A 22472-nucleotide genomic window follows, 5' to 3' on the forward strand; every position below is an offset into this window, starting at 1 on the left:
GCGTGGCCGTGCGCGCACGAAAACGCGCCGCCCCAAGGGACGGCGCGTCGAAAGGTCGTGCTTAGTTGCTGCTGAGCTGGCTGGGATTGAACTGCAGCTGCTCGGCGGCGCCGATGGCCTGCTGCAGCCGCTGTTCGTCCTCGGCCTGGATCCAGATGTGCGCCATGCGGTCCGGCCCGGCCTTCACCAGCGTCTCGCGCGCGACGATGTCGGGCTTGCCGGCCAGCTCGGTGCGATACCAGTGGATCTCGTGGCCGTCGATGCGACTCTCTTCCTCGCGATCACCGCGCTTGGGCTCGAATGCGGGCTTCGCCGCGATGTACATGCCGAAGGCTTCGCTGCCATCGGCGCGCAATGCACGGCAGAAGTCGGCGTCGCCCGCCTGGCTGTACTCCCAGCTCAGGCCGGTGCTCGCCGGCAGCATCGGGCAACCGCCAGCTGCGTCCTGCGCGTGACCCTGTCCCCACGTGGCGATTGCCAGCAGGCCCATCGCCAAGGCGATACGTGACGTGTTCATCGGATACCCCCTGATTTTGCCGCCAGTTACGGCTTGACTCCCACGGCCCGACCATATAGCAACTTCGGGGGATTGACAAACTGAACGGGATATTGTTTCGCCTGTGACCAGTTTGCCCCGTCGCGCCCGCCGCACGGGATCAACGCCGGGGCAGGGGAATCCGCTCGTCGTCGTCGACCACCTCGCCGAAGCGCCCGGCCTCCCAGTCGTCCTTGGCCTGCTCGATGCGCTCCTTGGAGCTGGACACGAAGTTCCACCACAGGTGGCGCGGGCCGTCCAGCGGTTCGCCGCCGAGCAGCATGGCCTTGAGGGGCGTCTTCGCTCGCAGCCGGGGCGCGGTGCCGCGGTCGAGCACGACCAGGTGCTTGTCCGGGATGTCGGCACCGTCCAGCTGGGCCTCGCCCTCAAGGACGTAGAGCGCGCGCTCGGGGTGGCTGGCGGGCAGGGCGAGTTCCGCGTCGGGCTCGAGGTCGATCGCGACGTAGAGGGTGTCCGAGAACACCCGCACCGGCGATTCCTCGCCGAAGCCGCGCCCGGCGACGATGCGCCGCCAGCTGCCATCGCCGCGCTGTTCGGGCAGGGTCGCGGCGGCGTGGTGGAAAAACGAGGGCGGGGCTTCCTCGTCGCCGCGGGGCAGGGCGACCCAGGTCTGCATGCCGTGCAGCGGGTGCTCGCCTTCGCGCAGCACCGTGGGCGTGCGCTCGGAATGCGCGATGCCGCGGCCGGCGGTCATCCAGTTCACGTCGCCGGGATTGATGTCCTGCACGCTGCCGAGCGTGTCGCGGTGGGTGATGCGGCCCGACCACAGGAAGGTCACCGTGGCCAGCCCGATGTGCGGGTGGGGGCGCACGTCGATGCCGGTCCCGGGTTCGAACACGGCCGGACCGATGTGGTCGACGAAGACGAAGGGCCCGACGCTGCGGGCCTGGATCGACGGGACCGCGCGGCGGACCTGGAAGCCGCCGAGGTCATGGATGCGGGGACTGACGATCACGGTCATCGCTGCGCTCCGGTGCCGGGGGTGCCCAGCATGGCACCGGCCGGGCGAAAACGCCGTGCCGGTGGCGCGACGCTGCGTTGCGCCCGCTCAGGGCAGCGGGCGGTCGACCAGGGTGGCGGCGCCCGAGGCGTCGATGTCGACGATGAAGCGGTGGTCGTATTCGCTCTCGTCCATGGCCGCCACCGCGCAGCCGCACAACGCGCCGGCGATCCCCGGCACGGTGTTGCTGTGGCCGACGACGAGCACCGTGCCGCTTTCGTGGCGGGCGCGCAGGCCCGCCACGAAGGCGGCGGCGGGTTCGCGCGCGTCGTAGGACGTGACGGCCAGGCCATGCGCCGCCGCGCTGGGGGCGGCGGTGTCGCGGGTGCGTGCATAGTCGGTGGCGTAGACGGCCACGAGGGGGGCATTCGCCAGCGATGCCGCCAGCCGTGCGGCGCGCGCCTCGCCCTCAGGGGTCAGCGCGGGATCGTCGGCCGGGGCGGGCGCCTTTTCGGCGTGGCGAACCACGACGAAGCGCAGGGACGCAGAAGGGTCGTTGCCCGGCTTCGCCGCGCAGGCTGCTCCCACGAGCACGAGGAGCAGGGCGAACAGCACGACGCGAGCGGGGCGCAGGCGCATGGACGGGTTCCTTGGGCGTGGAGCGGTGGAAGGCGTGTGACGAGGGTCGCGGAAAGCCGATCCGCCTCCTCAGGGTACTGCCGAATCCGTGCGGCCTGTTCACAATGGCGGGACGGGCCGCGCGCCCGGCCCACACCCGGACACCGCCTGGAGACACCATGACCCCATCCGTTCCGCCGCTTCCGTCCACGCCGTGCATCGCGGTGGTGGGCCTCGGCTACGTGGGCCTCCCACTGGCGATCGCGTTCGGGCACCGTGTCGAGACGGTCGGTTTCGATATCGATGCCACCCGTGTCGCCGAGCTGGACGAGGGCCGCGATCGCACCGGCGAATGCGGCGCGGGCGAAATGCGGGCGGCGACGCGGCTGCGGTTCAGCACCGACCCGGCCGCACTGGGGGCCTGCAACGTGTTCATCGTCACCGTGCCGACCCCGGTGGACGAAGCCAACCGCCCGGCGCTGGGCGCGCTGGAGGCGGCGAGCCGCTTGGTCGGGAGTCTGCTCAAGCGCGGCGACGTGGTGGTGTACGAATCGACCGTCTACCCCGGCACCACCGAGGAAGTCTGCGTGCCGATCCTCGAAGAGGCATCGGGCCTGCGCTTCAATGTCGACTTCAGTTGCGGCTACAGCCCGGAACGGATCAATCCCGGCGACCGCCAGCGGCGGCTCGCGACCATCACCAAGGTGACCTCAGGCTCGACGCCTGCCACCGCGGACTTCGTCGATGCGCTGTATCGCTCGATCATCGAAGCGGGCACGCATCGTGCGCCGAGCATCAAGGTGGCCGAGGCGGCGAAGGTGATCGAGAACACCCAGCGCGATGTCAACATCGCCCTGGTGAACGAGCTGGCGATGATCTTCAACACCATGGGCATCGACACCCGCGACGTGCTCGATGCGGCCGGGACCAAGTGGAACTTCCTGCCGTTCAGCCCGGGGCTGGTAGGCGGCCACTGCATCGGTGTCGACCCCTATTACCTGACCCACAAGGCCACGGTGCTGGGCTATCACCCGGAGCTGATCCTCACCGCGCGCCGGATCAACAGCCGGATGGGCCTGCACGTGGCGCACCAGGTAATGCGCCTGATGGCGGGCAAGCGGATCCACGTCGTCGATTCGCGGATCCTGGTGCTGGGCCTGACCTTCAAGGAGGACTGCCCGGACCTGCGCAACACGCGCGTCGGGGAGATCGTCCGGGAGTTGCAGGCGTCGCATGCGAACGTCGATGTCCACGATCCACTGGCCGACCCGGCCGAGGCGCGCGCGCACCTCGGCATCGATCTGGTGGAGGCGCCCGCGATGGACGCATACGACGCGGTGGTGCTCGCAGTGCCCCACGCGGCGTTCCTCGCGGTCGGGCTGGACGGCGTGCGTGCCCATGGCAAGGCAACCTGCGTGGTGTACGACGTCAAGTCGGTGCTGGGGGCGGACGGGGTCGACGGCCGGTTGTGAAGTCTCGCGGCCTGCGACGTGGGCCGGGTACAGTGACGGCTCCTCGATTCCGCGTCGTGCCCGCATGTCCATCGCCCCGCCCAAGCCCGGAAAAGCAAAGGCCCGCACCGCCTACGTGTGCACCGAATGCGGCGCCGACCACAGCAAGTGGCAGGGCCAGTGCGCCGAATGCGGTGCATGGAATGCGTTGAGCGAGTTCGTGGTCGAGCCGGCGACGGCGGTGGCGAAGGCTGCACCCGCGAGGCGCGCCGGCTGGGCCGGCAAGGTCGACCCGCCGAAGGTGACCGCGCTCAAGGACGTGACCCACACCGAGGCCGAGCGGGTCTCGACCGGCATCGGCGAGCTGGACCGCGTGCTCGGCGGCGGGCTGGTGCACGGTGCGGTGGTGCTGGTCGGCGGCGACCCCGGCATCGGCAAGTCCACCCTGCTGCTTCAGGCGGTGGCGATGATGGCCGGCGAACTGCCGTCGCTCTACGTCACCGGCGAGGAGTCGCTGGCGCAGGTCGCTGGCCGCGGCGCGCGCCTCGGCCTGCCGCTGGACGGCGTCAACGCGCTGGCGGAAACCGGCATCGAGAGGATCCTCGAACAGGCCGCGGACGTCCGACCGCGGCTGATCGTTGCCGACTCCGTGCAGACGCTGTGGACGGAGTCGCTGACCGCGGCGCCCGGCTCGGTGAGCCAGGTACGCGAGAGCGCGGCGCGGCTGGTGCGCTACGCCAAGGAGACCGGGACCTCGGTGTTCCTGGTCGGCCACGTCACCAAGGAGGGTGGCATCGCCGGCCCGCGCGTGCTCGAGCATATGGTCGACGCGGTGCTCTACTTCGAGGGCGAGAGCGGCAGCCGCTTCCGCGTGCTGCGCGCGTTCAAGAACCGATTCGGGGCGGTCAACGAGCTGGGCGTGTTCGCGATGGGCGACAAGGGCCTGAAGGAGGTGCCGAACCCGTCGGCGATCTTCCTGTCGGGCAGCCGCGAGCCGCAGCCCGGCAGCTGCGTCATGGTCACACGCGAGGGCACCCGCCCGCTGTTGGTCGAAGTCCAGGCGCTGGTGGATGCGTCGCCGCTGTCCAACCCGCGTCGCGTCGCGGTCGGCATGGAGGGCAACCGGCTGGCGATGTTGCTGGCGGTGCTGCACCGGCATGGCGGCGTCGGCGTCGGCGACCAGGACGTGTTCGTCAACATCGTCGGCGGCATCCGCGTGCAGGAGACCGCCGCCGACCTGCCAGTGCTGCTGTCGGTGCTGTCCAGCCTGCGCGATACCCCGCTGCCCGACCGCACCGTCGCCTTCGGCGAGGTCGGCCTGTCCGGCGAGATCCGCCCGGTGCCGAACGGCGAGGAGCGCCTGAAGGAGGCCGCGACCCACGGCTTCAAGCGCGCCATCGTGCCGCGCGCCAACGCGCCGAAGTCCGGCCGGGTCGGCGAGATGGAGGTGATCGCGGTGGAGCGGTTGGCGGACGCGCTGGAGGCTGTCTAGCCGGCAACGCTAGGCGGTGAACACCACCGTCCTGTGGCCGTTGAGCAGGATGCGGTCGTCGAGCCAGTTGCGCAGTGCGCGCGCCAGCACCTGGCGCTCGATGTCGCGGCCGATGCGGACGAGGTCGTCCGGTGTGTGCTGGTGGCCGACGCGCTGGGTGTCCTGTTCGATGATCGGACCTTCGTCGAGGTCGGCGGTGACGAAGTGCGCGGTCGCGCCGATCAGCTTGACCCCGCGTGCGTGGGCCTGGTGGTAGGGGCGCGCGCCCTTGAAGCTGGGCAGGAAGGAGTGGTGGATGTTGATGCAGCGTCCGGCCAGCTTGCCGGCGAGGTCGTCGGAGAGGATCTGCATGTAGCGCGCCAGCACGACCAGCTCGGTGCCGGTCGCTTCGATCCTCGACCACAGCGCGGCTTCCTGCGCGGCCTTCTGGCCCCTTGCGAGCGGCAGGTGCACGAAGGGGATGCCGTCGAAGTCCAGGTGCCTGTACGTTTCGCGTGGATGGTTGGAGACGACCGCGGTCACGTCCATGTGCAGTTCGCCGGTGCGCCAGCGGTAGAGCACGTCGGCCAGGCAGTGGTCGAACTTCGACGCCAGCAGCATCACCCGGCGCGGCACGCCGCGGTCGCGCGCGGTCCAGTCCATGCCGAAGTCGCGGGCGAGCGGGCCGAATTCATCGCGGAAGGCGTCGAACCCCCCGTCTGCGAGCGTGAACACGCAGCGCAGGAAGAAGCGGCTGTTCTCGACGTCGTCGAACTGTTGCGCTTCGAGGATGTTGCCGCCGTGGCGCAGCAGCACGCCCGTCACTGCATTGACGATGCCGCGGCGGTCGGGGCAGGACAGGGTGAGGGCGTACTCGGGCATGCGCGGCGGACGACGGGGCGACGGGGGCGCCCTGTATAGCCCAATACGCGATCCGCGAAAATTTCCGGCGCAACCAATCGCCTCGGCCCGTTGCCTCGACCCGTCACCTCAATGGCCACCGGCCGCGGCACCACCCACCTTCGCGGTGAACGGCGGGCGCGCGATCCAGACGAAACCGATCACCAGCAGGAACAGGATGCCGAGCAGGTGGAAGATCTCGTTGAAACCGATCTGCATTGCCTGCTGCGAGATCATCTGGTTCATCACCACGGCACCGCGTTGCAGGTCGCCCTGGCCGAGCGTGGTCACCGTCTGCAGCATGCCGGGGTCGGCGGCCTGGATGTGCTCGGTCAGCCGCGCGTGGTGCACGGTGCCGCGCTGGTTCCAGGCCCAGGTGGTGAGCGAGGCAGCGAAACTGCCGCCCAGGGTACGCACGAAAGTGGCGAGGCCGGAGCCGGCGGCGATCTCGTGCGGCTCGAGGTCAGACAGCAGGATCGTCAGCACCGGCATGAAGAACAGCGCCACGCCGAGGCCCTGCACCAGCTGCACCCAGGCGACGTGCTGGAAGTCGACGTCGAGGTTGAACCCCGCGCGGATGAAGCTGGTGAAGGCCATCGCGATGAAGGCCAGCGTCGCCAGCCAGCGCAGGTCCATGCGCGTGCCGTACTTGCCCACCAGCGGCGTCAGCAGCACCGGCAGGATGCCGATCGGCGCGGTCGCGAACCCCGCCCAGATCGCCGTGTAGCCGAGGTTGCGCTGCAGCCACAGCGGCACCAGCAGGCCGACGCTGAAGAAAGCCGAATAGGCCAGCACCATCGCGATGGTGCCGCTGGTGAAGTTGCGGTGCCGGAACAGCCGGAGGTCGACGATCGGGTCCTTCTCGGTGAGCTCCCAGATCACGAACACCACCAGCGCCACCACCGCGACGATGGTCAGCCACACGATCAGCGTCGAGTTGAACCAGTCCTCGTCGTTGCCCAGGTCCAACATCACCTGCAGGGCGCCGACGCCGAGCACGAGCGTCGTGAGGCCGATGTAGTCCATCTTCGGCTTTTCGAGCCGTTCGGGGCGGCCCTTGAGCTGGCGTCCCACCACGAGGCTGGAGAAGATGCCGATCGGCACGTTGATGAAGAAGATCCATTCCCAGCTGTAGTTGTCGGTGATCCAGCCGCCGAGGATCGGTCCGGCGATCGGCGCGACGACGGTGACCATCGCCAGCAGGGCGATCGCCTGGCCGCGCTTGTGCGGCGGGTAGATCGAGATCAGCAGGGCCTGGGTGACCGGATACATCGGGCCGGCGACGAAGCCCTGCAGGGCGCGCGCGCCGACCAGGAACTCCATGCTGCCGGCGAGCCCGCACAGCAGCGAGGCGACCACGAAGGCCATCGTCGACCAGGTGAACAGCGCGCGCTCGCCGAAGCGCCGGGTCAGGAAGCCGGTCAGCGGCAGCGCGATCGCCATGCTGACCGCGAACGAGGTGATGACCCAGGTGGCCTGGTTGGCGCTGGCACCGAGGTTGCCGGCGATGGTCGGCAGCGACACGTTGGCGATGGTGGTGTCGAGCACCTGCATGAACGACGCCAGCGCCAGGCCGATCGTGGTCAACGCATGGTTGGGCGGCGCGAAGGCCTTCGGGGGATCGGGCGTGGCCGGCAGGCCGGCGGCGGCCTCCTGTTCAACGAGGTCGGACATGGCGCGGCATCAGCCCTTGTCGCGCTCGGCGCCGTCCTGGCGCGCGCCTGCGGGGAGGTTAGCCTCGATGACCCCGCGGATCACCGCGTCGACCTCGGCCAGCTGGTGCGCGTAGGTGTCGGTGGCCAGCACCAGTTCCTCGGCATGGGTCTCGGCCAGGACCGCGCCGTCCTGGTCGTGCAGGTCGACGTCGACATGGGTGCTGAGGCCCAGGCGCAACGGATGCTCGGCCAGCTGCGTCGGGTCGAGTTCGATGCGCACGGGCACGCGCTGCACGATCTTGATCCAGTTGCCGCTGGCGTTCTGCGCGGGCAGCAGCGAGAACGCACTGCCGGTGCCCATGCCGAGGCTGGCGATGCGGCCGTCGTACTCGACCGCGTCGCCGTAGAGGTCGGTGTGGACCGTCACCGGCTGGCCGATGCGCATGCGGGCCAGCTGGGTCTCCTTGAAATTGGCTTCGATCCACAGCGCGTCCAGCGGCACCACCGTCATCAGCGGCGTGCCCGGCTGCACGCGCTGGCCCAGCTGCACGCTGCGCTTGGCGGCGAACCCGTCGATCGGCGCGAGGATGGCCGAGCGCTGGCGGTCCAGCCAGGCGCGCCGGAGCTGCGCCGCGGCGGCCTGGACCTGTGGCTGGCTGGCGACCTCGGTCGCGTCGACCAGGGCGCGGTTGCGCGCCAGCTCGCCGTGCGAGGCGGACATCGCCGCTTCGGCGGCGGCCAGCTGGTCGCGTGCATGGGCCAGCTCCTCGGCGGAGACCGCACCCGAGGCGACCAGGCCCGCGCGGCGCGTGACATCGGCGCGGGCCTGGGCGACGGCGACCTGGCGGGCACGCAGGTCGGCCTGGCCGGCGTCGACGGCACTGTAGAGGCCGCGGACCTGGCGCACGGTGGCGGCGAGGTTCGCCAGCGCGGCGTCGTAGGCGACGTCGGCATCATCGGGATCCAGTTGCACCAGGACCTGCCCGGCCTTCACCTTCATGCCCTCGTCGGCGCTGATGCCGACGACCGTGCCGACGGTCTGCGGGGTGATGCTGACGATGTCGCCCTGGACGTAGGCGTCCTCGGTGGTCTCGTGCCAGCGGCCGTGCAACAGGTACCAGGCCGACCAGGCGGCGCCGGACAGCAGCACGACGCCGGCGACGATGGCCAGGGCGCGCTTGCGCTTTCCGTTGGAGGAGGCCTTGGCCGGCGTCGTGGCGGCGCTGGCGGCGGGGTTGATCTCGCGTGTCATGGGGGTGTCCTGGGCTGTGCCGGCGCGGGCGCGGCCGGCGATGGTGCGGAGTCGGGTCAGTGGGCGTCGGCGGTGGCGTCGGGCGGCAGCGGTTGCAGCCCCCCGCCCAGTGCTTCGTCGAGGTCGATGGCGGCCACCACGCGCTGTGCACGCAGCGAGGCCAGCTGCTGGTCGAGCTGCAGCAGGGGCTGTTGCGCGGACAGCACGTCCAATTGGGTGCCGATGCCGGCCTCGTAGCGTTGCGTCGCCATCGTCCAGGCCTCCGCCGCGGCATCGCGTGCCACGGTCGCGGTGGCGATCCGCTGCTCAAGCGCGCGCGCGCCCTGCAGGGCATCGGTGACCTGCCGGAGCGCTTCGACCAGCCGGCCGTTGTAGTCGGCGGCGGCCAAATCGAAGGCGGCGTCGCTGGCATCGAGCTGGGCGCGCAGGCGTCCACCGTCGAAGATCGGCAGGCTGATCGCGGGACCGCCCTGGACCAGGCCCGCTTCTTCGCGGAACAGGTCGTCGAGGCCGACCGAGGCCAGGCCCACCATCGCGGTCAGGTTGACGGTCGGGTAGAAGGCGGTCTCGCTGGCATCGATGCGGCGCTGGGCCGCTTCGGCGCGCCAGCGTGCGGCGACGATGTCCGGCCGGTGGCCGAGCAGCTCGCTGGGCAGCAGCGCGGGGATGCGCGGCGCCGGGGCCTGCAGCAGGGCGGGGCGCTCGATCGCGAGGCCGCGGTCCGGCCCGCGACCGAGCAGGGCGGCCAGCGCGTTGCGGGTGGCGTCGATCCGCTGGCGGGCGGCCTGGCCCTGTTCCGCGGCGGCGGCGACCGCGCTCTCGGCACGCTTGAGCTGCATCCGGTTGTCGAGGCCGGCGGCGACCCGCTGCCCCGCCAGCGCCTGCAGGCGCTCCGCGCGTGCCTGCTCCGCCTCGGCGACGTCGAGCGCCTCATGGGCTTCGGCCAGCGCGACATACGTGCGCGCGACCTGGGACGCCAGGGTCAGCCGCGCGGCCTGCGCGTCGATGTCAGCCGCGCGGGCCTCCCCGATCGCGGCGTCCCACTCGGCGCGCTTGCGCCCCCAGACATCGAAGGTGTGCTCGAAGCGGAGGCTCAGCATCTCGACCCCCGCATAGCTGCCGCCCAGCGGCTCGGGGGCGACGGTCTCGCCGATCCTCAGCCCCGAGTAGGCGGCCGAGGCGCCCACGGTGGGCATGCGGTCGGCATCGACGAGGCCCGCGCGGGCCGTCGCCTGGCGCAGGCGGGCATCCGCCACTGCCAGGCTCGGCGCCCCGGCCAGCGCTTCCTCGACCAGCGCATCGAGCTGCGGATCGCCGAAGGCCGTCCACCAGGCGGTCGACGGAAAGTCGGCGTCGGAGGTGGCATGGGCCGACAGCGAGCGGCCGGCGGCCAGCGTATCGGGGTCCGTCAAGGTGCCCGCCGGCGCCAGCCCGCCGGTGCTGGCGCAGCCGGCGAGCAGGGCCGCCGACAGCAGCGTGGCAGTGAAGGGGCGCAGGGTGCGGGTCATGGCTCAGGCTCCGCTGTCGTTGAGGTTGTCTCGGACCCGGGCGAGCAGCGACAGCAGCTGGTCGCGCTCGGGTCCGGAAAGTCCGTGCAGGGCGCGTTCGCGCACGCGACGACCGCATGCGTTGACGTCCTGCCAGAGCGACTGGCCGGCCGGGGTGAGTTCGATCACCAGGGCGCGCCGGTCGTCGGGGTGGGGATTGCGGACGAGGACGCCGCGTGCCTCGAGCTTGTCCAGCAGGCGGGTCATCGCGCCGGGGTTGAGCTCGGCGGTACGGGCCAGTTCGGTGGCGCCGACCGGGCCATCGGCGAGCCGCTTGATGGTGATGTACTGGCTGAAGCTGAGGTCGTGTCCGGCGCGGGCCAGCTCATGGGCCATGCGGGCCCACATCGCGTCGCGGACCTGGCGGAACAGCAGGCCCAGCGTCGAACCGCTGCAAGGGGAGGAGGGCGGGTTCATGGCCGCCATTTTGCTCGCCCGCGCAATAGTTGTAAAGGCAATTAATTAGAGATGAGGGTGCCACCCGTAGGACGCTGCGTTTCGGGAGCAAGACTGGGGCCGCCGGATTCCGGGAGGCGTGTTCAGCGATGCGTGCCGGAGACCCCGCGCCCGGCGGACGCTCGAGCAGCCGCGGCTTTCAGCGGGACTGGGCGAGGATCAATTCAAGGACGTACTTGCTGCCGAAGAAGGCCAGTACGAGCAGGGCCATCGCCACCAGCGTCCAGTGCACGGCCTTGGTGCCGCGCCAGCCGTGTCGCCAGCGGCCGACCAGCAGGCCGCCGAACGCCAGCCATGACAGCACGCTCAGCACCGTCTTGTGCACCAGATGCTGGGCGAACAGGTCCTCCACGAACAGCATGCCGGTGAGCAACGTCGCCGTCAGCAGGATGAACCCGACCGTGATCGTCCGGAACAGCAGGAATTCAAGCTCGACGAGTGGCGGGAGCGCGCGCAACCAGCCGTGGATGTCACGGCGGCGCAGGGCCCGCTCCTGCAGCCACAGCATGATCGCCAGCAGGGCCGCCACGGCCAGCGTGGCGTACGCGAGCAGTGCCAGCCACGCGTGCAACTGAAGGCGCCAGTCCAGCCCGCGCGGCACCCCCGGCGCATGCAGGAAGTCGCTGGCCAGGGCCGCTGCCGCCAGCGGATACACCACCACCCCGAGTGCGGCCATGCGGTCGCGTGCGGCGAACAGCGTGGTCAACATGGCCATGCCAAGCCCCACCAGCGACAGCGCCGCGAAGAAGTGCAGGTCGGTGTGGCCCGTCTGCCGCCACGCGACGAGGTGTGCACCGGCATGCAGCAGGGTGCCGGCGAGCGCCAGCCACCACCAGGGGCGTGGCGCCGGCCGGCGACCGCCGCGGCGCAGGTCGGCGAACAGCAGGCCGGCGGCGCCGAGATAGGCGACGATGGCGATGAGAACGATTGTCATCGGGGGAGTGTCGCACAGCCACGCGCCGGCCACGCAAGGCCCCGACGGTGCGTGGGCGGGTGCGACGCTATAATTCGCGACCGTCTTCCGCTTTGGCCGTACCGCGATGTTCGAATCCCTGACCCAGCGCCTCTCCGGCACCATCGAGCGCCTGCGTGGCCGTGGCCGCCTGACCGAGGAGAACATCCGCGAGTCGCTGCGCGAGGTCCGCATCGCGCTGCTCGAGGCCGATGTCGCCCTGCCCGTCGTGCAGGCCCTGGTCGAGCGGATCAAGGTGCGTGCGGTCGGCCAGGAAGTGCTGAAGTCGCTGACCCCGGGCCAGGCCCTGATCAAGGTCGTGCGCGACGAGCTGACCACGGTGATGGGCGCCACCGCGTCGGACCTCAACCTGGCCACCACGCCGCCGGCGGTGATCCTGATGGCCGGCCTGCAGGGCGCGGGCAAGACCACCACCGTCGCCAAGCTGGCCAAGCACCTCAAGGAGCGCCGCAAGAAGAAGGTGATGGTGGTGTCGGCCGACGTCTATCGCCCGGCCGCCATCGAGCAGCTGAAGACGTTGGCCGAACAGGTCGATGTCCTGTTCTTCCCGTCCAGCGCCGACCAGAAGCCGGAGGCCATCGTCCGCGCTGCGATCGCCGACGCGCGCAAGTCCTACGTCGATGCGTTGATCGTCGATACCGCCGGCCGCACCAGCATCGATGACGCGATGATGGCCGAGATCAAGGCCCTGCATGCCGCGGTCGAGCCGGTCGAGACGCTGTTCGTCGTCGATTCCATGACCGGCCAGGATGCCGCGGTCACGGCGAAGCACTTCAGCGAGGCCCTGCCGTTGACCGGCGTCGTCCTCACCAAGACCGACGGCGATGCGCGTGGCGGTGCCGCGCTGAGCGTCCGCTACATCACCGGCAAGCCGATCAAGTTCATCGGCGTCGGCGAGAAGCCCGACGGCCTGGACGTGTTCCATCCGGACCGCATCGCCAGCCGGATCCTCGACATGGGCGACGTGCTGTCGCTGGTCGAGCAGGTCGAGCAGCAGGTCGACCAGGACAAGGCGCGCAAACTCGCCGAGAAGGTCGCCAAGGGCAAGCGCTTCGACCTCAACGACATGCGCGAGCAGCTCGAGCAGATGCAGAACATGGGCGGCCTGTCCGGCCTGATGGACAAGCTGCCGGGCGTGGGCCAGATCCCCGACCACGTGAAGAGCCAGGTGACGGGCAAGGAAGTGCCGCGCATGGTCGCCATCATCAACTCGATGACGCTCAAGGAACGCCGCAACCCGGCGCTGCTCAATGGCTCGCGCCGCAAGCGCATCGCCAGTGGGGCAGGGGTCACGCCCGCCGACGTCAACAAGCTGATGAAGCAGTACCAGCAGATGGAAAAGATGATGGGCAAGCTGGGCCGCGGCGGCATGAAGGGCATGATGCGCGGCATGCGCGGGATGATGGGCGGCCGCGGCGGCATGCCGTTCCGCTGAGGACCGCCTGGCCCCGGGCCGACGGACGGTCGTTGCAGCGGCGCGGGCGCTGACCTAGATTTGCGACATCGCGCACGCTTCGGCGCGAGGTCCCCGCATGTGAATGGACGCGGTGGCAGATGGACAGGGGAGAGGCGACAGCAGTCGTAACCATCTCTGCCGTGGGCACCAGTGGCCCGCGGTGATCCGTCCGCATCATGAGGGGAGTCCAGATGCTTCCAAGCACCCGACTGGGCGTCGTGCTGGGCACGGCCGTGCTCGTGGCCGCCGCAGGCGTGAGCACGCCTGGCGCTGCCGCTCCGGTATCGCCCGCGAGGCCCGCGGCCTCCGAGCCCGACAACGGCCCGCGCCAGATCTACATCATCGGCTACAGGGAGCCGGCGCTCGCCAATTACGAAGGCGACGTCGCGGGCATCCCCAAGCCGCGTCGCACCGGTGACGGCTCGGGCCGCATCGATGCCGCCAGTCGCGAAGCACGCGCCTACGTGGCCGACCTGGCGCGCCGGCAGGGCGAGCACGAAGCCCGGGCGGGTCGTGTCCTGGGGCGCTCCCTCCACGTGCGCAAGCGCATGCAGCACGCCCTCAATGGCGTGGTCACGGAGTTGACCGTGAACGAGGCGGCCGCGGTCGCCAACCTCGGCGAGGTGGCGTTCGTGGAGCCGTATCGCGAGTACGAGCTCGATACCGATGCCGGGCCACAACGCATCGGTGCCGACCAGGTCTGGAGCGGGGGCAGCGGCCTCCCGCCTGGACAGACCCTGCCGGGCACGCCGAACCTGCCGGGTGCGCGCGGCGAGGGCATCGTGTTCGGCGTCGTCGATTCGGGCATCAACTTCGGCAGCCCCTCGTTCGCCGCGGAGTCCCCGGACGGCTACGTCCACGTCAACCCGCTCGGGTCGGGCAACTACCTGGGCACCTGTGCGCCGGGCGGGATCGACGAGGGCCGGTGCAACGACAAGTTGATCGGCGGGTATGACTTCGTGTGCGGCGCGCCGGGCAATGCCTGCAGCAACCCGGCCTATCGCGACGAGCCGAGCTTCGGCGATACCAGCGGCCACGGTTCGCACGTGGCGTCGACCATCGCGGGCAACCCGCGGACCGTCGATTTCCGGGGCGCCCAGGTGCGCATTTCCGGCGTTGCACCGCGGGGCAACATCATCGCCTATGACGTCTGCTACACGCGGCTCAGCGATGGCAACGGGCTGTGTCCGAACGTGTCCTCCGCCGCCGCGATCGACCAGGCCGTGGCGGATGGCGTGGACGTCATCAACTTCTCCATCGGTGGCGGCACGTCGCCCTGGAGCGAGGCCGTGTCCCAGGCGTTCCTCGGTGCCGCGGATGCCGGCATCTTCGTCGCGGCATCCGCCGGCAATTCCGGGCCCGACGCCGGGACCCTCGGCCACCACGAGCCCTGGGTCACCACGGTCGCCGCGGCCACGCATGGCCGACAGGGATACGAGTTCATCCTGTCCATGACCGGTCCCGGCGCGGTGCCGGCCCCGCTCCAGAGCGTGATCCTGACGCCAGGTGCGAACGGCGTGGCGCATGAGTCCGCGATCCCGGGCTCGACGCCGTTCGTGGTCGCACCCGATTTCGACAGTGGCGCCGATGGCTGCGCGGCCTATCCAGCGGGCACGTTCGCCGGCGCGATCGCGCTGGTTCGGCGTGGCGGCTGCTCGTTCAGCATCAAGACCAACAGCGCGTCGAACGCCGGCGCGGTGGCCGTGGTGATCGCCAACAACGCGGCCGGCGCGCTCAGCCCGTCGGTGCCGGACACGGACATCCCCGCCTTCGCGATCACCCAGGACGACGGCAACGCGGTGCGCGACTTCGCCGCCGGCGTGTCCGCGACGGCCGGGATCGGTTATCCGGCGCAGGCCGTCGCGAACACCCCCGACGTGCTGGGGGCCTTCAGTTCGCGCGGTCCCGCCAACTACGAGCTCGTCAAGCCGGACGTGACCGCGCCCGGCGTCGCCGTGCTCGCCGCCGACGCGGGTACCACCATCGACGGGTTCGAGGAACTGGTGGGCCTGAAGAGCGGCACCTCCATGGCGTCTCCGCACGTCGCGGGCGCCGCGGGCCTGTTGAAGCAGCTCAATCCCACCTGGACCCCGGCCGAGCTGAAGTCCGCCCTGATGATGACGGCCAATGAAGAGGTCTACATCGAAGACGGTACGACGCCGGCCGACGCCTTCGCGATGGGCGCGGGCCGCGTCCATGTGCGCGATGCCGCCCGTGCAGGCCTGGTGATGGACGAGACCACCGCCAACTACATCGCGGCGAACCCGGTCGAGGGGGGCGACACGAGTACGTTGAACCTGCCCAGCATGGCCGAGCAGCGCTGCGTGGGCCTGTGCACCTTTACCCGGACCCTGCGCAGCGTCCGCAAGCCCAACGTGCTGTGGCACGCGAGGCTGGAAGGCGTGAAGGGCATCGTCTGGCCGGCCCTGTTCCAGGTGAAGGGTGGCAAGGAGGTCAAGCTGACGGTCATCGTCGATGCGCGTGACCTGCCGGCCGATGCCAGCTGGAACTTCGGCAAGGTCGTGCTCGAGCCGGTCAGCCATTCGCCGCACGTGGCGACGCTGCACATGCCGGTGGCGGTCTCGGTGCCGGAGCCGCGCATCGGCTTCAGTCCGATGGAGGGTGTCGAACTCTCGCTCAAGGCCGGTCGACGTGGCGTGGCCCGGCTCGAGGTCGGCAACGAAGGCGGCGGTTGGCTCCAATGGAGCCGGCAGAGCGGCGGCAGCGTCAGCGACGTCGTCCATGCATCGGGGTCGGAAGGCGTGACCACGGGCACCGCGAGCGGTTTCTACCCGGACTTCCAGACCGGCATCTACACCGCGGATGATTTCGTGGTCGGTGAAACCGGCAAGGTGGACTTCCTCGCGGCACGCGGTTTCGTGGTGGGCGGTGCCAACCTGCTGACCACGGCATCCAGCGTCACCTGGTCGATCTTCGCCGACGCCGGCGGTACGCCTGCCGGGTACCCGCTCCAGTCGCCCGAAGCGGCGCTGTGGACCTTCACCTCGCCCATGAACGGGCCGGGCATTGGCCTCACCGACGGCTGGCTGCAGTTCGATCCCACGCTTGCCGGACACGACGTCACCCTGCCACCGGGCACGTACTGGCTGCATGTCCGGGTCACCATTCCCTACGCGAGCCGCTGGGCGTGGTACCAGTCGCAGCAGGGCGTGGGCAGCCAGGCCCAGGTCGTGGTGTCCCCCGAGGCAGGGGGTACCTGGGGGCCGACCTCGCCGCTCAATCCGGGCATGGCGTTCCAGGTCAATGCGCAGTACGCCTGCGGCGCGTCGTGGCTGGGCACGGCCCTGCCGTCCAGTGGACGACTTTACGGGGGCTTCGATACCCCGGTGCTGTTGAGCGTCAACAGTGCGGGTCTCGCCCCGGGCGTGCACACCGCACGGGCCTGCTTCGCAAGCAATGACCCGAGCCAGCCGGTGGCGAGCGTCCCGGTCAGGTTGACGGTCACGCCCTGACGCCGTGGGGCCGCGGGCCTTGCCCGCCGCCCCGGTTCCAGGCATGCGGGGCGCCCCAGGGCGCCCCGTTTGCGTAGCTACGGTTCAGTTTCGGGCTGCGCGCTGATTCCGTTCGGCCGCGGGCTGGACTATACTTGCCGGCTTACCCCGCCATCCTGGCGGCTGGGCAACAAAGGAAACAGCATGGTCAAGATCCGTCTGGCGCGCGGTGGCGCCAAGAAGCGTCCGTTCTACCACGTCGTCGTCACCGACAGCCGCAATGCCCGCGATGGTCGCAACATCGAGCGCGTCGGCTATTACAACCCGGTTGCGGTCGGGGGCGAGAAGCCGGTCGAGCTGAACGTCGAGCGCGTCAAGCACTGGATCGACAACGGCGCGCAGCTGACCGACAAGGTCGCGGTGCTGTACAAGGACGCGGTCAAGGCCGCCGCGGCCTGATCCGCCGGGCCGCGCCTGCGCGGCCCGCCTGCACGCCTCCGCACATGAGCGAACAAGGGCGCCGCATCCTGTTGGGCAGGGTGCTCGGCGCCTTTGGCTTGCGTGGGGAAGTCAAGTTCGAGTCCTGGACGGAGCCGCGTTCGGCGCTGTTCCGCTACCAGCCCTGGATCCTGCGTTTCCCCGACGGATCCGAGCGTGAGCTGCGCGGCGCACGGGGGCGCGAGAGCGGGAAGTACCTGATCGGCCACATGCCCGACGTGCTCGACCGCGACGCCGCCGAAGCGCTGCACGGCACCGAGATCCATGTCCCGCGGGACGCGCTCCCCCCGGCGAAGCCCGGCGAGTACTACTGGGTCGACCTGGAGGGTCTTCGCGTGGTGAACGCGGAAGGCACGGTGCTTGGCGTGGTGTCGCACCTGTTCGCCACGGGCGCGAACGACGTGATGGTGGTCCGCGACGAGGCGCGCGAGCGCATGATCCCGTTCGTCCAGCCCCGGTTCGTCACGGGCGTCGACTTCGAGTCGGGCACCGTCAGCGTCGACTGGGATCCGGATTTCTAGGCCCGCGTCATGCGTATCGACGTCGTCAGCCTGTTCCCTGAATTCATCGCTCAGTGCGCGGCCTTTGGCGTGACCGGTCGCGCGATCGAGCGCGGGCTGTTGACGCTGGAAGGCTGGAACCCGCGTGACCATGCCGAAGGCAATTACCGGCGCGTGGACGATCGTCCGTTCGGCGGCGGTCCGGGCATGGTGATGCTCATCGATCCGCTGAGGGCCTGCCTGCGCGAGGTCCGTGCCGCGGATCCGCGCCCCGCACGCGTGGTCTATATGTCGCCCCAGGGCGCGCCCCTGACCCAGCGCAAGGCGCGCGAGCTGGCCGCCAGCGATCGCCTGGTGTTGCTGTGCGGGCGCTACGAAGGCGTGGACGAGCGCCTGCTGCGCGCCGAAGTCGACGAGGAACTGTCGATCGGCGACTACGTCCTGTCAGGCGGTGAGCTGGCCGCGGCGGTCGTGGTCGACACCGTCGCGCGCCTGCAGGACGGGGCCTTGAACGATGCCGAATCCGCGGTCCAGGACAGTTTCGAGGACGGCTTGCTCGATTGCCCGCACTACACGCGACCCGTGGCCCATGCGCTCGGCGACGTGCCCGGCGTGTTGTTGTCCGGCAACCATGCCGAGATCGCCCGCTGGCGTCGCATGCAGCAGTTGGGCCGGACCTGGTCCCGCCGCCCGGACCTGATCGACGAGCGCGCGCTGTCGCCAGCGGACCGGAAGCTGCTCGACGCCTGGCGGGCGGGTGAGGACGGCGAACAGCCGCTGCCGGACGGCCGTGCCGGGATGCCGCCTGAACAGGACGCCTGACGGCTGGCATTGGCTTCAGCAATGCCGCTATAATGCGCGGCTTAGCTCCATCCATGCCATGACGCGGGTCCACGTGCACTCGCGCATACAAATCGCCACCGGGCCACGACCCGGGGCCCAGAAAAGCGACATCAACAGGCCAAGACCATGACTCTCAACACGCTGCTCCAGGAATTCGAAGCCGGACAGGCCCAGCGCGAGCTGCCGCCCTTCGGCCCCGGCGATACCGTCGTCGTCAACGTGAAGGTGAAGGAAGGCAACCGCGAGCGCGTCCAGGCCTATGAAGGCGTGGTCATCGCGCGCAAGAACGCCGGCCTGAACTCCTCCTTCACCGTGCGCAAGATCTCGCACGGCTACGGTGTCGAGCGCGTGTTCCAGAACCACAGCCCGATCATCGACTCGGTGCAGGTGAAGCGCCGCGGCAAGGTCCGCGCCGGCAAGCTGTACTACCTGCGTGGCCTGGAAGGCAAGAAGGCGCGCATCAAGGAAGACCTGGCGGCTTACGCGAAGAACAAGCAGTAAGCGCCGCGTCTCCGGCGATTCACGCGAACGGCCGCCCCAGGGGCGGCCGTTCTGCGTTGGGGGCGATAATGCCCCGACACGGGCAGGCAGGTGGATGGACGAGACGAAGGACAATCCGGTGGGTGGCGTGCGCATCGACCTGTGGCTGTGGGCGGCCCGGTTCTTCAAGACCCGCGCGCTGGCACGACAGGCGATCGAGAACGGCAAGGTCGAGGTGGCCGGGCAACGGCCCAAGCCCTCGCGCACGGTCCGCGTGGGCGATCCGATGAAGATCGAGCGAGGCCACGAAACGTTCGAAGTCGAGGTGCTGGCCCTCAGCGACACGCGGGGGCCGGCCAGCGTCGCGCGCACGCTGTACCGCGAGGGCGAGGCCTCGGCGCGCGCGCGCGAGGAGGCCCGTGCACTGCGCGCCGCGGCCAGTGCCGGCTACAGGGCGCCGGAAACCCGGCCCGACAAGCGCGCCCGGCGATTGATCCGCGCGTTGGGCGACATCGACGCCAGTTGACCGGCGTCAGCGACCGCCGAAGATCGAGCTGCCCAGGCGCATCAGGTCGTTGACATCCAGGTCGCCGTCACCGTCCTGGTCCAGCACGGCACCGAGCAGGCCGCCCCCGAGGCTGTCCTGCCGGATGCGCTGGCTTTCCTCGCCAAGCGCGGTGCCGAGGGACGCCGGCGTGGGCTGCAGCGGCGAGGTGCCGGCCGGGGCGGGCGTCGACGAGAACATGCGCTTGGCCAGGTAGGCCATCACCAGCGGCGCCAGCATTTTCAGGAGCTGGCCCATGCGGTCATTGTCGAGGCCGGTCGCGGCCCCCAGCCCGCGCACGGCGTTGCCCTGCTGGCCTCCCAGCACATGCCCGAGGATCCCCGCGCCCTGGCCGCCGCCGCCGAGGACGGCACCCAGCAGTCCGCCGAGGTCGGTGCCGGCGTGGTCCCGCTGTAGCGCGCCGAAGAGGGCTTCTGCGCCCTGGGGCTGGCTGGCGTTCCGGCCCAGCGCACCGACCAGTAGCGGCAAGGCGGCGCTGATCGCATCCTCCGCCTGGTCTTCGGGCAGGCCGAGTTGCCGGCTGATGTTCGCGAGGGGCGCGCCCTGCAACTGGCTGAGCATGTCCCGGGTCAGGGGAGTGGACATGGCGGCATCCTGTTCGACGGGTGGAACGCCATGCTAGCGCGAGGATGTTCCGGTCCCGTGGAGGTCCCCGTCAGGCTTCGTCGTTCAGGTCGACGAGGACAGGCAATTCGGTGTTGCGGTGGAAGCCGAAGATCAGCTGCGTGTGGATGTGCGCAACCTCGTCGCGCTCGGTGAACGCCGTGAGGGCCAGTTCACGCAGGTGGTGGCTGTCGCGTACCCCGACATGGACGAGGAAGTCATCCGCGCCGGCGAGGTGGTAGAAGGCCAGCACCTCGGGCAGGCCCTGGAGGTGACGCAGGAAGCCGTCGACCAGGGTCCGCGAGTGGCGCGCCAGCCGCACTGCCACCATGGCCTGCAGGCCAATGCCAATCGCGGCCGGTTCGATCTCGGCGTGGTAGCCCTGGATGACCCGCGCCTCATGCAGGCGGCGAATGCGCTCCAGGGCCGTCGAAGGCGCCACCCCGGTCTTTTCCGCGAGGGTCTTGTTCGGCAGCCGCGCATGCTTCCGCAGCAGGCGCAGGAGGGCGAAGTCCGTTCGGTCGATCCTCGGCATTGGGCAGCTTGCTCGAATAGTGTTCGGAATGAACTCTATCAGTCGCATCATGTTCTAGGGTTGAGCGCAACTCTGATGGAAGCGCTCGCCATGCCCCGTTTCGATACCGATGTCGTCCATGCCGGCCGCGATGATCTCGCCGCGCTTGGCGTGCATGCGCCGCCGATCGACCTGTCCACGACCTATCCGGTCCACGACCTGGAGGCGGGGACGGCCAGTTTCGATGCGCTCGTGGGCGGGGAGGCCAGCGCCGCCAATCCGATCTACGCGCGCCTGCACAACCCGACGGTGGCGCGTGTCGAACAGGCGCTCGCGACGTTGGAAGGCACGGAGGCCTGCGTGGCTTTCGCGTCCGGGATGGCCGCGCTTACCGCCGTGCTGATGGCCCGGCGCGCGCACGGCGGCCACGTGCTGGTGGTCCGCCCGCTGTATGGCACCTCCGACCACCTGCTGGCCAGCGGCCTGTGTGGCATGGAGGCGGAATTCGTCGATGCGGACGAGATCGCCGGGCGGCGGCGTCCGGACACGGCCCTGGTCATCATCGAAACGCCGGCCAATCCGACGCTGGACCTGGTCGACATCCGTGCCGCCGTGGAGGCCTCCGGCGGCGTGCCGGTGCTGGTCGATTCCACTTTCGCGACCCCGGTATTGCAGAACCCCGCGGCGTTCGGCGCGCGCTACGTGCTGCACAGCGCGACCAAGTTCCTCGGCGGGCACGGGGACGTCATCGCCGGAGTGGTCTGTTGCGCCGACGAGGATGCAAAGCCGCTGCGCACGGTGCGGGCGGCGACCGGAGGACTGCTGCATCCGCTCGCCGCCTACTTGTTGCACCGGGGCCTGCCGACGCTGGCGTTGCGGGTGGAGCGAGCGCAGGCGAACGCGGAGAGCATCGCCCGGCGGCTGGCGGCACATCCAGGGGTGGCGCGTGTGTTCCATCCCGGCCTCGGTACCGTCCGCAATGCCGGCCTGTGCCGAAGCCAGATGCGGGGAGCGGGCTGTCTGGTGGCGTTCGAGCTGGCCGACGGCCACGCTGCGGCGGCAGCGGTGATGCGTGCGGTGCGATTGATCACGCCGGCAGTGAGCCTGGGGTCGGTGGACAGCCTGATCCAGCATCCCGCAGGCCTGACCCATCGCGTGGTGAGTCCCGCCGACCAGCAGGCGCACGGGATCACGCCGGGGCTGATGCGGATGTCGGTCGGCATCGAGCATGTCGAGGATGTGTGGGCCGACCTCGAGCAGGCGCTGGCGCAGGCGTCGTCGGTCCGGGAACGGGACGCCGCCTGATGCCTGGCGGCGTGGTTTCGCTGGCTTGCCCTCACGCTGTGAGGCCGGCTTCGGGAGGGCCGGGTTCGGGTGTGCCGGCTTCGGGTGTGCCGGCTTCGAGTGGGGCGGCTTCGGGTGGGGCGGCTTCGGGTGGGGCGCCGCCCGCCGGGATGGGGGTGGCTCCGCCCTCCTGGCGACGTCCTGTCTTCAAGTCGGGTCGCCGGGCGTCCTGCCCGGCTCTCCGCCACCCCCATCCCGACGACCGGCGCTACGGTGGCTTGCAGAGATTCGCTTCGTGGGTGGGCCTGCCTGAGGCAAAGCCGCTATGAAAGGTGTGTCCATCGGGCCATCCACCGCCATTGGCGATCATTGCGGTAGGGTTGGAAGACGAAGCCCGGCAAAGATGCCGGGCTTCGTTGTTGCAGATCAACGTGCTGTACGGTGCCCCCTCCCGACGC

Annotated in this window: 21 protein-coding genes; 10 read left to right on the forward strand and 11 right to left on the reverse strand. The window is 70.1% G+C overall.

Features of this window, described 5'->3' with window-relative positions; all coding sequences use genetic code 11:
* Positions 1 to 61: 61 nt before the first annotated feature.
* The 3 genes from H4F99_RS02530 to H4F99_RS02540 all read right to left on the reverse strand — a co-directional run bounded on the left by H4F99_RS02530 (position 62) and on the right by H4F99_RS02540 (position 2135).
* Positions 62 to 517, reverse strand: coding sequence for a hypothetical protein (locus H4F99_RS02530; protein WP_182668164.1), 456 nt, complete (start codon positions 515 to 517; stop codon positions 62 to 64).
* A gap of 139 nt (positions 518 to 656) precedes the next feature.
* Positions 657 to 1517 (reverse strand): pirin family protein, encoded by an 861-nt coding sequence (locus H4F99_RS02535; RefSeq protein ID WP_182668165.1) that lies wholly within the window; start codon positions 1515 to 1517, stop codon positions 657 to 659.
* A gap of 87 nt (positions 1518 to 1604) precedes the next feature.
* Complete coding sequence (locus tag H4F99_RS02540; RefSeq protein WP_182668166.1) at positions 1605 to 2135, reverse strand: phosphoglycerate mutase family protein; 531 nt, start codon at positions 2133 to 2135, stop codon at positions 1605 to 1607.
* 158 nt (positions 2136 to 2293) lie between these two features.
* On the opposite strand from H4F99_RS02540, the gene H4F99_RS02545 reads away from it, so the two are divergent.
* The gene (locus H4F99_RS02545) at positions 2294 to 3586 is read left to right on the forward strand and encodes a nucleotide sugar dehydrogenase (RefSeq protein WP_182668167.1); all 1293 of its coding nucleotides are present in this window, start codon (positions 2294 to 2296) and stop codon (positions 3584 to 3586) included.
* 64 nt (positions 3587 to 3650) lie between these two features.
* Positions 3651 to 5057 carry a DNA repair protein RadA gene (gene radA / locus H4F99_RS02550; RefSeq protein WP_182668168.1) on the forward strand — a complete coding sequence of 469 codons (1407 nt, stop codon included), beginning with the start codon at positions 3651 to 3653 and terminating at the stop codon, positions 5055 to 5057.
* Between the two features lie 9 nt (positions 5058 to 5066).
* Here the strand turns inward: radA and purU are convergent, their stop codons facing one another.
* The 6 genes from purU to H4F99_RS02580 form a co-directional block, all read right to left on the reverse strand.
* On the reverse strand, positions 5067 to 5918 hold the full coding sequence (gene purU / locus H4F99_RS02555) for a formyltetrahydrofolate deformylase (RefSeq protein WP_182668169.1): 852 nt from the start codon (positions 5916 to 5918) through the stop codon (positions 5067 to 5069).
* A 108-nt stretch (positions 5919 to 6026) separates the two neighbouring features.
* Complete coding sequence (locus tag H4F99_RS02560; RefSeq protein WP_182668170.1) at positions 6027 to 7610, reverse strand: DHA2 family efflux MFS transporter permease subunit; 1584 nt, start codon at positions 7608 to 7610, stop codon at positions 6027 to 6029.
* 9 nt (positions 7611 to 7619) lie between these two features.
* Positions 7620 to 8831: an HlyD family secretion protein gene (locus H4F99_RS02565; RefSeq protein ID WP_425487987.1), complete on the reverse strand. Its 1212-nt coding sequence runs from the start codon at positions 8829 to 8831 to the stop codon at positions 7620 to 7622.
* A gap of 68 nt (positions 8832 to 8899) precedes the next feature.
* Positions 8900 to 10351: an efflux transporter outer membrane subunit gene (locus tag H4F99_RS02570; protein ID WP_182668172.1), complete on the reverse strand. Its 1452-nt coding sequence runs from the start codon at positions 10349 to 10351 to the stop codon at positions 8900 to 8902.
* Between the two features lie 3 nt (positions 10352 to 10354).
* Entirely contained in the window at positions 10355 to 10807 is a 453-nt protein-coding gene (locus tag H4F99_RS02575; RefSeq protein WP_182668173.1) for a MarR family winged helix-turn-helix transcriptional regulator, read from the reverse strand.
* 178 nt (positions 10808 to 10985) lie between these two features.
* Positions 10986 to 11780 (reverse strand): cytochrome C assembly family protein, encoded by a 795-nt coding sequence (locus H4F99_RS02580; protein WP_182668174.1) that lies wholly within the window; start codon positions 11778 to 11780, stop codon positions 10986 to 10988.
* 106 nt (positions 11781 to 11886) lie between these two features.
* On the opposite strand from H4F99_RS02580, the gene ffh reads away from it, so the two are divergent.
* From ffh to H4F99_RS02615, 7 genes are all read left to right on the forward strand, one after another.
* On the forward strand, positions 11887 to 13254 hold the full coding sequence (gene ffh, locus H4F99_RS02585; protein WP_182668175.1) for a signal recognition particle protein: 1368 nt from the start codon (positions 11887 to 11889) through the stop codon (positions 13252 to 13254).
* A gap of 212 nt (positions 13255 to 13466) precedes the next feature.
* Complete coding sequence (locus tag H4F99_RS02590) at positions 13467 to 16748, forward strand: S8 family serine peptidase (protein WP_246371206.1); 3282 nt, start codon at positions 13467 to 13469, stop codon at positions 16746 to 16748.
* Positions 16749 to 16931: 183 nt separating this feature from the next.
* Entirely contained in the window at positions 16932 to 17186 is a 255-nt protein-coding gene (gene rpsP / locus H4F99_RS02595; RefSeq protein WP_182668177.1) for a 30S ribosomal protein S16, read from the forward strand.
* A 44-nt stretch (positions 17187 to 17230) separates the two neighbouring features.
* Complete coding sequence (gene rimM / locus H4F99_RS02600; protein WP_182668178.1) at positions 17231 to 17746, forward strand: ribosome maturation factor RimM; 516 nt, start codon at positions 17231 to 17233, stop codon at positions 17744 to 17746.
* 9 nt (positions 17747 to 17755) lie between these two features.
* Positions 17756 to 18547, forward strand: coding sequence for a tRNA (guanosine(37)-N1)-methyltransferase TrmD (trmD, locus tag H4F99_RS02605; protein WP_182668179.1), 792 nt, complete (start codon positions 17756 to 17758; stop codon positions 18545 to 18547).
* Positions 18548 to 18694: 147 nt separating this feature from the next.
* Entirely contained in the window at positions 18695 to 19069 is a 375-nt protein-coding gene (gene rplS / locus H4F99_RS02610) for a 50S ribosomal protein L19 (protein ID WP_182668180.1), read from the forward strand.
* 94 nt (positions 19070 to 19163) lie between these two features.
* On the forward strand, positions 19164 to 19574 hold the full coding sequence (locus tag H4F99_RS02615) for an RNA-binding S4 domain-containing protein (RefSeq protein ID WP_182668181.1): 411 nt from the start codon (positions 19164 to 19166) through the stop codon (positions 19572 to 19574).
* Positions 19575 to 19580: 6 nt separating this feature from the next.
* On the opposite strand, the gene H4F99_RS02620 is transcribed toward H4F99_RS02615, so the two are convergent.
* Together H4F99_RS02620 and H4F99_RS02625 are read right to left on the reverse strand one after the other, a co-directional pair.
* Positions 19581 to 20198 carry a DUF937 domain-containing protein gene (locus H4F99_RS02620; protein WP_182668182.1) on the reverse strand — a complete coding sequence of 206 codons (618 nt, stop codon included), beginning with the start codon at positions 20196 to 20198 and terminating at the stop codon, positions 19581 to 19583.
* A 70-nt stretch (positions 20199 to 20268) separates the two neighbouring features.
* Complete coding sequence (locus H4F99_RS02625) at positions 20269 to 20751, reverse strand: Lrp/AsnC family transcriptional regulator (RefSeq protein ID WP_182668183.1); 483 nt, start codon at positions 20749 to 20751, stop codon at positions 20269 to 20271.
* 90 nt (positions 20752 to 20841) lie between these two features.
* Between H4F99_RS02625 and H4F99_RS02630 the strand changes: the two genes are divergently transcribed.
* Positions 20842 to 22035 carry a trans-sulfuration enzyme family protein gene (locus H4F99_RS02630; RefSeq protein WP_182668184.1) on the forward strand — a complete coding sequence of 398 codons (1194 nt, stop codon included), beginning with the start codon at positions 20842 to 20844 and terminating at the stop codon, positions 22033 to 22035.
* The last annotated feature ends 437 nt before the right edge of the window (positions 22036 to 22472 follow it).

It is taken from the genome of Marilutibacter penaei, from assembly GCF_014145395.1.
Classification (GTDB): domain Bacteria; phylum Pseudomonadota; class Gammaproteobacteria; order Xanthomonadales; family Xanthomonadaceae; genus Marilutibacter; species Marilutibacter penaei.